Source organism: Arthrobacter sp. 01T428, assembly GCF_056398685.1.
The window spans coordinates 127,020-140,246 of record NZ_JBFTPW010000003.1 but is presented as its reverse complement, the minus strand read 5'-3'; the positions used below and the strand labels follow the sequence as shown (position 1 = coordinate 140,246).

The window sequence follows — 13,227 nt, the reverse complement described above, 5'->3', positions numbered from 1 at the left end:
ACCATGCTTCGTTCGCTGTACTCCGGAATCTCCGGCCTCCGTGCCCATCAGGCCATGCTGGACGTCACGGGAAACAACATCGCCAACGTGAACACGGCCGGCTTCAAGGCCTCCTCCACGCAGTTCCAGGACACGCTCTCCCAGATGACCCAGGGCGCCGGCGCCCCGCAAGCCGAGACCGGTGGCACCAACCCCGCCCAGATCGGCCTCGGGGTACGCGTGGCGGGAGTCAGCACCAACTTCAGCCAGGGTTCATCGCAGAACACCGGGCGCGCCACTGACATGATGATCTCCGGCGACGGGTTCTTCATCACCAGCAAGGCCGGACAGCAGCTCTACACCCGCGCGGGCGCCTTCGACATGGACGCGGCCGGCCGTCTGGTGAGCCCCGACGGCGGGATCCTGCAGGGCTGGTCTGCCGCCAACGGCGCCGTGAACTTGGGAGGTCCCGTTGGCCCGATCGCCCTCTCACCCAATACGACGTCGGCCGCCGTCGCCACCACCAAGGCCTCGCTGGACGGCAACCTGCCGTCCGATGCGGCCGTGGGGACCAGCGTGGAGCGCCAGGTCAAGGTGTACGACGCCGACGGCGCCTCCCGCAGCCTGACTCTGACGTTCAGCCGCTCTGCGGGAGGCTGGGATGTGGCCGGGGCCGACGCCAACGGCGCCACGGGGAACTCGACGCTCACGTTCGCGAACGGTGCGCTGACCTCGGGCGGTGCCATGACCGTCGGCGGCATCTCGGTGGACATGTCCACTGTTACCGGATTCGCCGCCATGAGCACACTCACGGTCGGCAGCCAGAACGGATCCGAGGCAGGCAAGCTGGAGTCATTCACCCTCGGCGGCGACGGCTCACTCATCGGCTCGTTCAGCAATGGCAGCAAGCAGGTTATGGCCCGCGTGGCCCTTGCCCGTTTCACCAACCCCGGCGGCCTCGAGAAATCCGGTAGCTCCACGTATGTGGCTACCGCCAACTCCGGCGCAGCCCAGTTGGGCGCCCCGGGCGACGCCGGACTCGGCACCCTGACTGCCGGGGCCCTTGAGATGTCCAACGTTGACCTCTCCCAGGAATTCACCAACCTGATCGTTGCCCAGCGCGGCTTCCAGGCGAACGCCCGCATCATCACGACGTCGGACGAGGTCCTGCAGGAGCTGACGAACCTGAAGCACTAGTGACACTGCCCGTTCACAGACAGAAGGATGGCCGGCATCCTTGGACGCCGGCCACCCTTCAGGCAGTTACTGCTTTTTAGAGTCCGGCGACCCCGTTCGGAGTGCCGACGCCCGTGGGTCCGTCCCATCCGGTCCCGGAGAGGCACCATTGGCTCGTGGAGCACGTGCCCGTTGAACCCGAGGCGACGTCATTGAATTTCCCGGAGTTCGTGTACGGAAGAGAGTTGGCCAGTGCCGAGGAGCTGCCTGTGTTCCCGGAAAGCGCGTACATGGCCGCGATCAGGGGCGAGGAGAGGCTGGTCCCTCCATACTGGGCCCATGACGAGGTGGTGCTGCTGCTCGGCGCGTACACTGCCAGGCCGGTCTGCGGATCCGCGACGGCGGAGACGTCCGCCGAGGCGCGCTTGCTGCACCCAGTTCCGAACGTGGCAGCCGCTGGCAACGCGGCATTGACACTTGAGCATCCGGATCCCGAGCCGGACCAGGCAGATTCGCCCCACCCGCGTGCACTGGAGTTCTTGACCAACGATGTGCCTCCCACGGCGGTGACGTAACTCGAGGAAGCGGGGTAGGACGAGCCGGTATACCCGTTGTCGCCGGTTGACGCTGTCACCGCGATGCCCGGGTGGTTGTAGTACGTGCCGTAGCTGGAGTCTGCTGAATCCCCGCCGCCGTAGCTGTTGGAGATCGCCGCGACGCCGGGCTGTTTTGCGGCCGTTGCCACGGCTGTCCCAAGGTCGCTGAGGCTCGCTGTTGTCGCCTGCACTACCAGGATCTTGCAGTCCGGACACGCTGCAGAGACGGCGTCGACGTCGAGGGCCGTTTCGTCGGCCCATCCGGAATTGAACCTGGGAAGCTTGTTGCCGCCGTTTTGGTCCTTGATGGTGAGGCAGCCGTTGCTGACCGTGCATGCCGGGAGGCCGAACTGTGAGCGGTAAACGCCGAGATCGCGTTCCAGGTTCGGATAGCCGTAGGCATCCACGATTGCGACGGTTCTGCCGCCAGACGCGAGGCCTGTGATGTTGTAGGCACTCTGGATGTCCGCGGGGGTCTTGCCGGTGGCGGGCGGCGTGCTCGAAGCGGGTTTGGTTTGTCCTCCCGGCGACGACTTGCCCGGAGTCGTCGAATCATCGACGTACTTGAGCGCAAAACACGACGCATTGCCGGCTGGGACATCGGCGCAGACCTTCTCCGCATGCCAGTTGGCGGACGGAGATGGTTGGGCAACTGCGGCCGGTGCTGTGGCTGAGAACGCACTCAGCAACAGCAACAACGTCCCGGAAACGCTAAGGATCTTCTTCACGAAACCTCCCTGAGGAACAATAAGATCCGACTTGACAGGATAGTCAACTCGGCGTGACAAGCTTCGCACCAAACGTCACTATTGTCACCCATGTCACATCCACCCCTGCGGTCTCATGAGCCACCGGGGAGATTTGCGGTTCGATTGCTAGTGGTTGGTGAGGTGGGGGCTGTGGATGTGTTCGCGACGGAAACCGAGGCCCACAATGCGGCCCAAGAGGCGTTTGACCAGTGGCGTGTGGCTGATGAGCCGTATGAGTTGGACGGGTGGGTTGTTTTGGGCAAGGCAAGCGAGTTGGCGTGTCTGCTGTCGCTGCAATGCCTGTGCGATCCGTACCGCTGGTTCGCGTCGTCGTTGCACGCGCTGGAGGTCGGCGAAGGCGATGGTGCCCGTGCGCAGTGGTACTGCGAGGTGATTGGCCGTGGCGACGGCGTCGGCGATGGCGTAGTTCACCCCGGCGGCTCCGGCCGGCGACATAGCGTGGGCGGCGTCGCCGATGCATAACAGGCCTGGCTCGCACCAGCGTCTCAACCGATTGGAGCGCAYGGACAGCAGCTTGATCTGGTCCCAGTCGGTCAGCGCCGCCAGGCCGGCGGCCAGGAACGGCGCGGCACGTGCCACCCGGTCGCGGAAGGCGGCCAGCCCCGCGGCCTGAACCTGCGGGAGTGTTCCTTTCCCGATGATCGTGCCGCACTGCCAGTAGTCGCCGCGGTCGATGGCCAGCACGATCTGCCCGCCGCCGACATAGCCCAGGGTCGGCGGCGCATCCTCGCTGCGCGGCACGCGGAACCACAGCACGTCGATCGGCATTGCGAACTCCCTTAGCGGCAAGTCCGCGTGTTCCCGGCCAAGGGAGAACCGCCCGTCGCACGCCACCGTGAGATCCGCCCTGATCTCTACTTCGCTCTGGGGAGTGCGCGCCCGTACGCCGATCACTTGCTCACCGTGGCGGAGTAGGCCGGTGGCCTCGGTACTCATTTCCAGTCGGAAGGTGGGGTATTGCATGGCCTGGGTGGCCAAGAAGGTCAGGAAGTCCCACTGCGGCATGAACGCCATGAACTTGCATCGGGAGGGGAGGTGCCGGAAGTCCACCAGCCCGAAGGTCTGTCCGGAGATGCCGAGACGCAGTTCCGGTATCTCCGTGTGCGGCAGGCTCAGAAACTCTTCCAGCAATCCCAGTTCGGCCAGTATGTCGGTAGTCGCAGGATGGATGGTGTCGCCCCGGAAGTCACGGAAGAAATCGGCGTGCTTCTCCAGCACTGTCACCTCGACTCCGGCGCGGGCCAGCAGGTAGCCGAGCATCATGCCAGCCGGTCCACCGCCGACCACGCAACACTGCGTGTCCCAAGAACATGGGCCGAGGCCGGGGCCCGGAACGGGTGTGGTTTCGGATTCGCTGGACATTCCTGGCTCACCTCATCGACCGGCTGAGGCCGTCAAGGATGAGGTTCAGCCCGAAGTCGAACTCGTCCCCGAAGTCGTAGCCGGGTTTGAGGACGTGTTCGGTGGCGATCTCCATCATGTGGGGGTATTGCCCGGTCGAAAAGCGTTCAACGATCGGCGCTGTGATCTCGGCGGCGGTGTCCCTGCCGTCAAAAGGAAGGGCGGCTTCCTGGAGTGCGAATCCGTAGATGTAACTATCGAGCAAGGCATAGGCATGGGCCGTCATCTGGACGGAAAAGCCTGCTGCCCTCAAGGTCGCCAAGGTCGCTTCGTGGTGACGCAGGTTCGCTTCGCCCGGGGCGGAGCGGCTTTCCAGCAGCCCGACCGCCCAAGGATGGCGTTTGAGCGCGCTGCGCACTTCGTGTGCCCGCCGGTGCATTTCCTCCCGCCAGTCGCCCGCGGGGGAGGGTAATGCGATTTCGTGGAAGACCATGTCCACGATGCCATCCAAAATTTCATCCTTGTTGGCCACGTAGTAGTAGAGCGACATGGGCTTGGTTCCCAGGCTCTGGGCGAGCGAGCGGATGGTCAGCGCGGCGATTCCTGACTCGTCAGCGAGATCCACAGCGCAACCGAGCACCCTTTCGCGGCTCAACGGAGGGCGTCGCTGGGGGAGGGGCTGTGCAGTGTCCGGCATCGGGACTCCTTGGACTCTAGTTGGTGCAGTACTCCAGCGATTTAGTGCAGGGGGTCTAGCGGTTTAGTACATTGTACGATAATCTTTTTGGTACAGCGTACGAAAAAGTAGCTGAACACCCCAAATGACTGGAAAGGAACGGCCATGACCGCTGGTCAGCATGCTGCGGAGACTCCGATTTCAGGCGGCTCGCAAAAGCCGGAGGTTACGATGCGGGCCATCGTGCAGGAGGCTTATGGCTCCGCCGACGTCCTGCACCTGGCGCAGATCCCCACACCGACGATTGCGGAGAACGAGGTGCTGGTCCGGGTCCACGCTGCAGGACTGGACCGGGGGACCTGGCATGTAACCCGGGGCCTGCCTTACGCGCTGCGCCTGGCGTTCGGCGTCCGCGCCCCCAAAAATCCTGTGCCCGGGATGGACTTGGCCGGCACGGTCACGGCGGTCGGAGCAGCAGTGACCCGATTCGCCGTCGGGGACGAGGTCTTCGGGGTCGGGAAGGGTTCCTTCGCTGAATATGCGACGGCCCGCGAAAGCCAACTGGCGCTCAAACCGGCGAACATCAGTTTCAAACAAGCCTCGGTGGTCCCGGTTTCCGCCTGCACTGCGCTGCAGGCCCTTCGCGCCGCGGGCCGGATAGCGCCGGGACAGAAGGTTCTGATCCTTGGTGCCTCGGGAGGAGTGGGCAGCTACGCTGTTCAGCTCGCAAAAGCTGCCGGGGCTGAGGTCACGGGCGTGTGCAGTGCCGCCAAAATGGGCCTGGTGCGCTCGCTCGGTGCCGATCACGTCCTCGACTACACCACGCAGGACTTCGCCGACGGCACCAAACACTACGATCTGATCCTGGATATTGCCGGGAACCCCACCCTGGCACGCCTCCGCAAGGCGCTCACGCCTACCGGCACGGCTGTTATCACCGGCGGCGAAGAAGGCGGCTCCTGGACGGGCAGTATCGACAGGCAATTCAGGGCCCTCGCGCTGTCCCCGTTCATCGGTCAGCGGCTCACCATGGTCATGGGGACGCAGGACGTTGCGGACCTCGAATACCTTGCCGGGCTCATCGACGCCGGAACCCTCACCCCGACCGTCGACCGCAGCTATCCGCTGGAGCAGGTTCCGGACGCCATGCGCTATTTCGACGCCGGCAAAGTGCGGGGGAAAATCGCGATCACCATCCGAGAAGCTCAAGGCAACTGAAACAGGCACTGGCAGTACACGTTATAACAGGCACTCCCACGCGGACCCGGGGACTGGTTTTCTTGAATCAGTCCCCGTTTCCCTGCTTGGAAGGCCACCATGTCCGTGACTACCGTCAAATCCTTTCCGGAAGCCGTGGCGCGTCCGCGCGCATCTCTCGCGGTTGCCATGCTCGGATTTTTCGTGGTCGCCTTGGACGCCCAGATTGTCAACGTCGCGCTGCCGGAGATCCGGAATGATTTCGGCGGTGGCCTTTCCGGCCTGCAGTGGATAGTCACCGGCTATACCTTGATGTTCTCGGCATTGCAGCTTTTCGCAGGGACCTTCTCAGACCGCGTTGGGGCGCGTCGCGCCTACGGCATCGGCATGATTCTCTTCACCGTTGCCTCGATGGCATGCGGGTTCAGCCCGAGCCTTCCTGCACTCATCGCCGGACGCGTCCTGCAGGGCATCGGTGCGGCAATGATTACCCCTACGTCCCTCGCCCTCATCCGGGAGGCGTTCCACGATCCTGCGCGTCGCGGAAGGGCAATCGTGTACTGGGGCCTGGGCGGCTCGGTCGCCGCTGCTGCCGGGCCCGTGCTCGGAGGCATCCTCACGCAACTGGACTGGAGACTGATCTTCTTCGTCAACCTTCCGGTGGGAGTGGCAGCCCTGCTGGTCCTCTCCCGAGTGGCTCCTTCGCCACGACGCTCGATGCCCTTTGACTGGACGGGGCAGGTTGCGGCGGTCCTCACGCTCGCGAGCCTGGCGTACGGCATCATCGAAGGAGCCGAACTCGGCTACGGAAGCCCCCACATCTTGTTGACGTTCGCCATATGTGTCGCATCCGCAGCCGTATTCGTGGCAGCACAAGCACGGGGAAGCCACCCAATGATCCCGCTCGACTTGTTCCGTTCACGCGCAGTCTCCACGGCCCTGATTGTCGCCGGGGTCACCATGGCGGCGTTCTACGGCGTCGTCTTCCTCCAGAGCCTCTACTTCCAACAGGAACGCGGAGCCAGCGCCCTGGAGACCGGGCTTTTGTTCCTGCCCATGACCGGGCTTGTTGCCCTCCTGAATCCCCTCGTGGCCAGGTTCGCGGAGCGATTCGGGCGCATAGTCGCGATCGTCTCTGGCCAATTGCTGATGGCCGCGGGGCTGGCGAGCCTCTGCCTCCTGCCAGGCAATGCGCCGACCCTGCTCGTCGCGTTCCTGATGGTGCCCGTCGGCGTCGGAGGTTCCTTCACGGTTCCGCCGATCATTGCCCTCATCCTGGACCACGTGCCGGCGGAGTTGGCGGGGACCGCCAGCGGCGCGGTCAATACCGCCCGGCAGCTCGGAGGCTCCCTCGGCGTCGCGATCTTCGGCCGCACTCGCCGGTCAGAACTTCATGGCAGGATTGCGCATCAACCTGAGTATCACGGCCCTTCTCCTTCTGGTCCTCGTAGCGGTGTCCCTGCCGCTTCGGCACGCACAACAATCACGGCACTAGCGAAAGGCAGACGCCATGAAACTCGTTCCCCCCACCCCGACCGTCAAAGCCCCTACGGAGAGATTCACGGGAGACGTCTACCTCAATCCGCTCCACAACGGCGAGGCGCCCTCACGTCTCGTGGCGGCGATGGTCCGCTTCACCCCCGGTGCCCGTACGAACTGGCATTCCCACCCTCTTGGCCAGACCCTGCACTGCACCGATGGCACCGGGTTCGTTGCCACCCGGGACGGCAGTGTGATCCTCATGCGCGCAGGGGACACGGTCCACACGCCCCCCGGCGAGGAACACTGGCACGGCGCCACCCAGGACAACATGATGTGCCACCTGGCCCTGGTGGAGCATGACAACGGGGAGAGCGCCACCTGGCTTGAGCCCGTCAGTGAACAGGACTACCAAGCCGCCCACGCCCAAATCAGCCGATAACCCCCATCCAAGCGAAGGAAACCCATGAACACCGTCACCCTTAACAACGGCGTCGAAATGCCGATCCTCGGCTTCGGCGTCTTCCAGATCCCGGACGAGGAAACCCAGGCCGCAGTGGAAGCCGCGCTCGACGCCGGTTACCGTCACCTGGACACCGCCGCTTCCTACCTGAACGAAGAGGCCGTTGGCCTGGCCATCAAGAACAGCGGCCTCGCCCGCGACGAACTCTTCATCACCACGAAGCTCTGGATCCAGCACGCCCCGGCAGGCAGCGTCCAGGACGACACCAAGCGCGCCTTCGACAACTCACTCCGCCGCCTCGGACTCGACTACGTCGACCTGTACCTGATCCACCAGCCGTTGGGGGACTACTACAGCGAGTGGCGCGCCATGCAGGAACTCCACCAGGACGGCCTCGCCCGCGCGATCGGGGTCTCGAATTTCCACCTCGACCGGCTGGTGGACCTCATCGACCACAACGAGATCGTCCCGGCAGTCAACCAGATCGAAACCCACCCCTTCCACCAGCGCGCGGCCGACCAGGCAATGATGCGCGAACGCAGTGTCCAGATCGAGTCCTGGGGACCCTTCGCCGAAGGCAAGAACAACCTGTTCACCAACCCGCTTCTCAGCACCATCGCCGATGCGCACGGCAAGTCCGTCGCACAGGTGGTTCTCCGTTGGCTCATCCAGCGCGACGTCGTCGTCATCCCCAAGTCCGTCCGGCCCGAACGCATGGCCCAGAACCTCGACGTCTTCGATTTCACCCTTACCGACGAGCAGATGAGCCGGATCGCCGCCTTGGACACCGGGGCCAGCCTCTTCTTCGACCACCGCGACCCCGCCATGGTCAGCTGGCTCGGCAATCGCAGGATCAACTGAGGCGCCGGGGTTGGACCATTGCCCGACCCCTACCCCATTAGTCCGGCGGAGTTACGGAAGCAGGTGTTCGTGCGCGGCCGCCTCCAGGGCGTCGGCCTCTTCCTTGGCCATGCGGGTCTCTGCTTCGACGTCGATGCGTCGGGTCATTAGCCAATACAGCCCTGCGGAGACCGGGAGCCCGATAAACAGCGAGATGTCGGCGCCGTCCAGGGCGTGGGCGATGAACCCGACGAAGAGCTTGCCTGCCGAGAAGAAGGGAATCATCACCACAAAGCCGACAAGGTAGGAGATGATGCCGGGCCAGCCCCAGCGTCCGTAGATCCCATCGGGCTTGAAGATCTCCGCGATGGCGTAGTGGCCTTTGCGGACGATGAAGTAGTCGGTGAGGTTGACAGCCGTCCACGGAATGAAGAAGTACAGGACCAACAGCAGGAAGTCGTTGAAGTTGGCGAGGAAGTCGGCCGAGGCCAGGTTAGCCAGGACCACGGAAATGAGGGCGGTGACGGAAATCGTGATGATCCGGAGCCTTAGCGTTGGCCGGATCTGCCGCACGCTGTCGATGGACGATATCAAGGTCAGCGAACCGCCGTACATGTTCAGGGCCGTCACGGACAGCAAGCCCAGGGCGGCGACGAACAGGGCGATGCCACCGAATCCGCCGAAGAGCTGGTCGGCCGTGGACTTGATCGAGCCGATGGTTTCGAAGTTCTCCCCGGCGGCCGCACCGATGTACGCGCCCAGGAACATCACCCAAATACCGCCGAGCGCGCTGCCCCAGAACGTCCATCTGAAAGTGCCCCGTCCGCTGGCCGGCGGAAGGTAGCGGGAGTAGTCAGAGACGTAGATGGCCCAGGAAATCTGGTAGCCGGCCGCGACCCCCAGCTGGCCCAGGAACGGCACCATGTGGAAGTCAGCCAGGTTGTATGCGCCAGCGGGAATGGCCAGCTTCACGGCTGCAATGGTGAGCAACGCCAGCATGATGATGGTCAGGTACGTCAGGTAGCGCTCAAAGGCGTGGATGAGGTCGTAGCCGAACAAGGCGATGACGACGGCGACAATGGTGACCACCCAGAACCAAAGGTTTTGCGACCCGAAGTTGACTGACTCCGAGATCGCTTGGCCGGCCAGGATGGTGTTGAAGATGTTGAAGCCGGCGTACTGGAGGTAGGCGAAGAGCCAAACCAGAAGGGCGCCGATGTAGCCGAACTGCGGCCGGGACTGGATCATCTGTGGCAGGCCGAGCTGGGGGCCCTGCGAGGAGTGCGCGGCCATGAAAAGCGTGCCGACGAGCACCCCGATGGCGATCGCGAGCAGCGACCAGATCAAGTTGCCGCCGGTGGTGATGCTGATCAACCCCACTGCCAGGGTGGCGATCTGGGCATTGCTGACGAACCACAGCGGTCCGATGTGCGAGACCTTGCCGTGGCGCTCGTTCAGTGGAACATAGTCGATCGACCGGATCTCCAGCCCTCGGCCCGATCCTTTGTCCGTCGTTGCGCTCATGGTGCATCTCCTTCGGAGCATCGGTGCATCTTGACTTTGGTTTAGCACAGAGTGGGGCGGCCTAGAAGAGGCCGCGAGATTCCTAGGGGAGCCGGTGGTGCCGCCATGTGGGGAACTGGTCCCTGGCTGCCAAAACGGCATCCGGGGAGAGGTCCAGCGTGGCGGTGGCCGGCTCCGTGTCGAGGCTGTGCAGGACAGTCCCGAGGGGATCCACAAGCATGCTGTAGCCGATGGATACCGGTGGAGTCTGGGAGACCGCCGCCACGTACACGCCGTTCTCTATTGCCCGGGCCTTGGCCAATGTGGCCCATTGCTCGGTCTTTGCGGTACCGGGAACCCACGAAGAACAGACGAGGAGCGCCTCGGCCCCGGCATCGGCCAGGATGCGCGCCAACTCGGGGAAGCGCAGGTCGTAGCAGGTCATCAACCCGAACGTCATGCCGCCGCAGGAAAAGGTGACGGGCAATGGTTCCGGCGCCGGTCTGATGTATTCCGATTCGCGGAATCCTTGGCAGTCGAACAGATGGATCTTCCTGTAGCTGGCGAGGAGGGAACCGTCCGGACCGATCGCCACCAAGGTGTTGAATGCCCGGTCCGGTTCTTTGGTTCCGTCTCCGTCACCAGGCGCTTCCAGGAGACCCGCGACGACGGCGATCCCGTAGCGTGCGGCCATCGCGCAGAGCGTGGAAGCCACAGGGCCGTCAAGGGGTTCGGCCATGTCCACGAAGCTCCGGTCCACCCGGCTTTTCTCGTACGTCGAGTACTCCGGGAACACGATGAGCTCAGAGCCCTCGTAGGCGGCCCGGGCACAGTAATCCGCGATGAGGTCGAGATTGCGGCCGACGTCCGTGCCGGAATCCAGCTGGGCTAGGGTGATGCGCACGCAGTCCTCGTTTCTCCCCGTTTACTGTGTTCCGTCGTCATACCAGGGCTGCTTCTTTTTCCTCCATCACCATTTCCGGCGGCGCCTTCCGGAACCCCTTGGTGATGATGCCGAGTACAACGACGCCGACGCAGAGCCAGATCAGTCCGAGCGTGATGGCATTCGAATCGAGCTGGGAGAGCAGGAAACCGTCGATGATGGCTCCGACAGCCGGCATGACCACGTAGAACATTACGCTGAGCCGGTTCCCCGAGCGTCGTTGGCGCAGGTAGTAGGCAATGACCGAGACATTGACGAGGGTGAAGGCGGTGAAGGCACCGAAGTTGATGAACGACGTCGAGGTGGCGACATCCAGGAACATGGCGATGAGTCCCACCGCGCCGGTGATGACCAGGTTCAATACCGGCGTGTGGAAGGACTTGTTCAACGCCCCGAAGACTTTCTTCGGCAGGACGGAATCCCGGCCCATGGCGTAGAGCAATCGTGAGGCGCTGGCTTGCGCCGCGAGTCCGGAGGCAAACTGGGACACCACGAGTCCGGCCAGGAAGACTGCGCCGAAGAACTGTCCGCCGATCTTCAGGGCAATGTCCGACGCCGCCGACGCCGAATCGTCGAACACCCCGCCGGGGTGGATCAACTGTGTGGTGTAGGAGACGACGACGAAGATCGCGCCGCCGATGAGTGCCACAAGCATGATCGCCTTCGGTACGGTCCTTTTCGGCTCGATGGTCTCCTCGGTGAGGGTGGACACGGCGTCGAAACCCAGGAACGAGTACGCCGCGATGGCAGCGCCAGCGGTGATCTTGTCGAAGCTCGACGTGTCGTTGAAGAATGGAGCGGTGCTGACCAGGGCACTCGCGCCGGAGGTCGAGACCAAGGTTCCAACGGACAAGGCCACGAAAAGGACTATCACTAGAAGCTGGAATGCCATCAGCAGGTAGTTGGCCTTGTCAGCCACCTTGACGCCAACCACGTTGAGCAGCGTTGTGATCGCGATGAACGCGACAATCCAGACCCCGATGGGAATGTCCGGGAACTGCGCGGTGAGGTACGAGCCGCCGATGAGCCAGATGACCATCGGCAGGAACAGGTAGTCCAGCAGGACAGCCCAACCGGCCAGGAAGCCGATCCGGGAATCGATGGAGCGCCGGATATAGGTGTACGCGGAGCCGGCCACCGGATAGGCAACGGCCATGCGTCCGTAGCTCTGCGCGGTGAAGAGCATGGCGACCATGGCCACCAGATAGGCCGACGGGGATGCTCCGCCGGTGGTTTCGGCGATCACGCCGAAAATCGCCAGCACGATGAGCGGGGTCAGGTAGGCCAGCCCGAACAGGACCAGCGAGGGCAGTTTCAGGGCGCGCGTGAGGCTCGGTTGCGTTGTCACCGGTGGTTCCTTAGGAGTTGGAGGACCGTGGGGTCCAGGTGGTCGGGTCGATGCGGCCTTGGTAGACAGGCAGCTCGATGGGCGGCTCGCCGGGGCGGAATTGGGACCAGGGGCGGTTGAGGTTTTCGGTCCCGTGCGTGCGGACATGCTCGACGGCGGAGAGGTCCAGTTCCACGGAGAGAAGGGTGGGCGCGTCGTCGTCGGCCTCGGCTATGGTGTTCCCCTCGGGGTCGACGATCAGGCTGAGGCCTTTGCCGGTGGGTCCCGCGCAGTTGACGCTGACCATGAAGACCTGGTTCACAATCGCGTTTGCCTTGGCGAGGACGAGTTCTTGCTTGCGGTCCGGCGTCGTGGTCTTCACGACGTTGAGGATCACTTCGGCGCCCATCCACGCCAACTGGCGGGTCACCTCGGGGAACCAGGCGTCGTAGCAAATGTTCAAGCCCACCCTGCCGATCCCTTCCAGGTCGACGGTGGTGAACCGGTCGCCGGGGTCGTAGGGCTCAAAGGGGCGCCAAGGGAAGACCTTGCGGTAGTAGCCGGCGAGCTCGCCTTCGGGGGAAAGGACCAGCTGGGTATTGAACAATTGCCCCTCGGGGCCGCGCTCGCAGACGCTGCCCGGAACCAACCAGATCCCCAGGTCAGCTGCGAGCTGCCGCAGTTCCTTGACGCGCGGACCGTCCAGCGGCTCGGCCGAGTCCTGCAGCACTTCCGTACGCTGCAGGTCCGGGTTGGAATCCCCGAAAAGGTGCAGCTCCGGGAAGACCACGAGCTTGCTGTGCGGTTGGATCGCGACGGCGGCGGCGACTTCGGCGGCGAAGGCCTCGATCGGTTCGCCGATCAGTCGGGGTGCCGCCTGGGCGGCGATGAGGGGAAGGATGCGTTGCACTGGTTTCTCCACGTTGTCGTTGTGACT

11 protein-coding genes and 1 pseudogene are annotated in these 13,227 nt (G+C 63.9%); 5 read left to right on the top strand and 7 right to left on the bottom strand.

All coding sequences use genetic code 11. The features are described from left to right. The first annotated feature begins 3 nt into the window (after positions 1 to 3). Positions 4 to 1,176, top strand: a complete 1,173-nt coding sequence (locus tag AC1DJB_RS05985) for a flagellar hook protein FlgE (RefSeq protein WP_441432725.1) — start codon at positions 4 to 6, stop codon at positions 1,174 to 1,176. Positions 1,177 to 1,252: 76 nt separating this feature from the next. Here the strand turns inward: AC1DJB_RS05985 and AC1DJB_RS05980 are convergent, their stop codons facing one another. The 3 genes from AC1DJB_RS05980 to AC1DJB_RS05970 form a co-directional block, all read right to left on the bottom strand. Continuing rightward, the gene (locus AC1DJB_RS05980) at positions 1,253 to 2,479 is read right to left on the bottom strand and encodes a S53 family peptidase (protein WP_284989563.1); all 1,227 of its coding nucleotides are present in this window, start codon (positions 2,477 to 2,479) and stop codon (positions 1,253 to 1,255) included. A gap of 147 nt (positions 2,480 to 2,626) precedes the next feature. Continuing rightward, on the bottom strand, positions 2,627 to 3,883 hold the full coding sequence (locus AC1DJB_RS05975; RefSeq protein ID WP_476910025.1) for an FAD-dependent oxidoreductase: 1,257 nt from the start codon (positions 3,881 to 3,883) through the stop codon (positions 2,627 to 2,629). Between the two features lie 7 nt (positions 3,884 to 3,890). Next, positions 3,891 to 4,559: a TetR/AcrR family transcriptional regulator gene (locus AC1DJB_RS05970; protein ID WP_441432727.1), complete on the bottom strand. Its 669-nt coding sequence runs from the start codon at positions 4,557 to 4,559 to the stop codon at positions 3,891 to 3,893. Between the two features lie 144 nt (positions 4,560 to 4,703). Between AC1DJB_RS05970 and AC1DJB_RS05965 the strand changes: the two genes are divergently transcribed. The 4 genes and pseudogenes from AC1DJB_RS05965 (at position 4,704) to AC1DJB_RS05950 (ending at position 8,538) form a co-directional block, all read left to right on the top strand. Continuing rightward, entirely contained in the window at positions 4,704 to 5,756 is a 1,053-nt protein-coding gene (locus AC1DJB_RS05965) for an NAD(P)-dependent alcohol dehydrogenase (RefSeq protein ID WP_441432728.1), read from the top strand. A 99-nt stretch (positions 5,757 to 5,855) separates the two neighbouring features. Then, positions 5,856 to 7,046, top strand: a pseudogene (locus AC1DJB_RS05960) (MFS transporter); the annotation flags it as partial. Between the two features lie 199 nt (positions 7,047 to 7,245). Continuing rightward, positions 7,246 to 7,656 carry a (R)-mandelonitrile lyase gene (locus AC1DJB_RS05955; RefSeq protein WP_306963764.1) on the top strand — a complete coding sequence of 137 codons (411 nt, stop codon included), beginning with the start codon at positions 7,246 to 7,248 and terminating at the stop codon, positions 7,654 to 7,656. A 24-nt stretch (positions 7,657 to 7,680) separates the two neighbouring features. After that, positions 7,681 to 8,538: an aldo/keto reductase gene (locus AC1DJB_RS05950; protein WP_441432729.1), complete on the top strand. Its 858-nt coding sequence runs from the start codon at positions 7,681 to 7,683 to the stop codon at positions 8,536 to 8,538. 51 nt (positions 8,539 to 8,589) lie between these two features. Here AC1DJB_RS05950 and AC1DJB_RS05945 read toward each other — a convergent pair whose 3' ends face one another. The 4 genes from AC1DJB_RS05945 to AC1DJB_RS05930 all read right to left on the bottom strand — a co-directional run bounded on the left by AC1DJB_RS05945 (position 8,590) and on the right by AC1DJB_RS05930 (position 13,200). After that, positions 8,590 to 10,041, bottom strand: a complete 1,452-nt coding sequence (locus AC1DJB_RS05945) for a purine-cytosine permease family protein (protein WP_441432730.1) — start codon at positions 10,039 to 10,041, stop codon at positions 8,590 to 8,592. 82 nt (positions 10,042 to 10,123) lie between these two features. After that, positions 10,124 to 10,924: a carbon-nitrogen hydrolase family protein gene (locus AC1DJB_RS05940; RefSeq protein WP_441432731.1), complete on the bottom strand. Its 801-nt coding sequence runs from the start codon at positions 10,922 to 10,924 to the stop codon at positions 10,124 to 10,126. Between the two features lie 37 nt (positions 10,925 to 10,961). Continuing rightward, on the bottom strand, positions 10,962 to 12,311 hold the full coding sequence (locus AC1DJB_RS05935) for an APC family permease (RefSeq protein WP_441432732.1): 1,350 nt from the start codon (positions 12,309 to 12,311) through the stop codon (positions 10,962 to 10,964). 10 nt (positions 12,312 to 12,321) lie between these two features. Continuing rightward, positions 12,322 to 13,200: a carbon-nitrogen hydrolase family protein gene (locus tag AC1DJB_RS05930; protein WP_441432733.1), complete on the bottom strand. Its 879-nt coding sequence runs from the start codon at positions 13,198 to 13,200 to the stop codon at positions 12,322 to 12,324. Between the last annotated feature and the right edge of the window lie 27 nt (positions 13,201 to 13,227).